The organism is Candidatus Cloacimonadota bacterium (assembly GCA_011372345.1).
Lineage (GTDB): Bacteria > Cloacimonadota > Cloacimonadia > Cloacimonadales > TCS61 > DRTC01.
In genome coordinates, this window is sequence record DRTC01000117.1 from 1 (window position 1) to 1,691 (window position 1,691).

A 1,691-nucleotide genomic window follows, 5' to 3' on the forward strand; every position below is an offset into this window, starting at 1 on the left:
AATCTTCATTTATGTCGAAAATATAATCACTCGTTTCACCACTTCTGATAATTCTGGGAACTGGTTGAATCGGAAGCCGACAATATTTTATATGATTTTTTTCAGAAATAATTCTATAAGAAATTTTTCCTTTCGGAGGAACTGCAATATTGATCAATTTATAAGGTAGGGCAGGCGCTCCAATTTCTCCATCAATTGTCCAATTTTTCAGTTCGATATAAGCAAAATCCTGATCTTCCCGGAAGTTATAATCCTGAACCAGAATTTTTATCAATAATCTATCTCGAGTGTGTTCTAAAATCTCAATCTTTCCATTTAAAAAAAATGTGGAAAGTATGAATACCAGCAGGAATATTTTTTTCACATTTCCTCCAACAAAATCCTATGCAACATTAATGCCAAATTCATTTTTTCCTTTCCGATGTCAACTTTTAGAATAAGATAAAAATTAAATTTGACGAAACAAACACTAAATATTTTTTCTCTTTTAGTGAAAAGCAACTCAATCATCTTGATTGAGTATAACATTTTTGTTAAATGTTGTTATCAAATTGTAATTATTAAGATTGGTTTCACAGAATGCAATTCTGTGCTACATCCACAATCAAGAATGATTGTGTTACATGCCAGGAGAATTAATGAATATCGAAATAAAGAATGGATATTTGATCGTTCCGAAAAGTAACAAAATTGGAATAGAAAAACGAAATATTTTCATCAAAGATGGAATTATAAAATTCGAGAGAAACTTTGAAAAAACTGATAAAATAATTGATGCCCAAAATCGAGTCATCTTCCCGGGATTTTTGAATGCTCATCATCATATTTATTCCTGTTTATCGAAAGGTATTCCTGCTGAAACTCCATTCAAAGATTTCCTCGGGACATTGGAAAATCTCTGGTGGAAATTAGATCGTGCTTTGGATGAAGAGAGCGTACTGCTCTCGACAGTCCTGACTTTGCAGGATTGTATCAGAAATGGAGTTACAACTGTTTTTGATCATCACATTTCAGCGAATTATATCGAGAATTCGCTGGAGTCAATGGGTGATGTTTTTGAAGATTTCGGATTGAATGGAGTTCTCTGTTTTGAGACTTCCAACCGGAATGGGAAAGATGTTTTTGAGAGATCATTGCAGGAAAATATCCGTTTTTGTCAGAAGTATAAAAAATCGGAAAACCTGAAAGGGATGATTGGAATGCATGCGCTTCTAACTCTCGATGATCTGAATCTAAAAAAAATAAGTCAAACAACCGCAGGTTGTCCGATACATTGCCATATTGCGGAAGGTGAGATCGATGAGATTCAAAGCAAAGAAAAATATGGAAAATCAGTGATCGAGAGATTAGATGAGTTTGATCTGCTTCGTAAAAATTCACTTCTTGTTCATGCAAGTAATATATCCGAAAAAGAGATGGAAATTCTGAAGAAAAAAGATATTTTTATCGCTCAAACCCTCGATTCCAATATGAACAATGCTCTCAATATTGCGAATATTTCTCATCTGATAAATAGAGGGATCAAAACAACTGTCGGTACGGATGGAATGACTTCCAATATTTTGAAAGCATTTAAAAATTCCTTTCTATTCACGAAATTTCAGAACAAAAATCCTGATATCGGTTTTCCTGAAATGACATCCCTTCTATTGAATTCCTTCGAAATAAAAACATCTTTTGGATTTCCTCTC

At 33.3% G+C, this 1,691-nt stretch carries 2 protein-coding genes; one reads left to right on the forward strand and one right to left on the reverse strand.

From position 1 onward, the window contains the following. Positions 1-364, reverse strand: a 364-nt coding sequence (locus ENL20_02180; GenBank protein HHE37362.1) for a hypothetical protein, incomplete at its 3' end; no start/stop codon positions are given. Positions 365-623: 259 nt separating this feature from the next. Here ENL20_02180 and ENL20_02185 point away from each other — a divergent pair. Next, the coding region (locus ENL20_02185) for a hypothetical protein (GenBank protein HHE37363.1) at positions 624-1,691 on the forward strand (1,068 nt) is incomplete at its 3' end.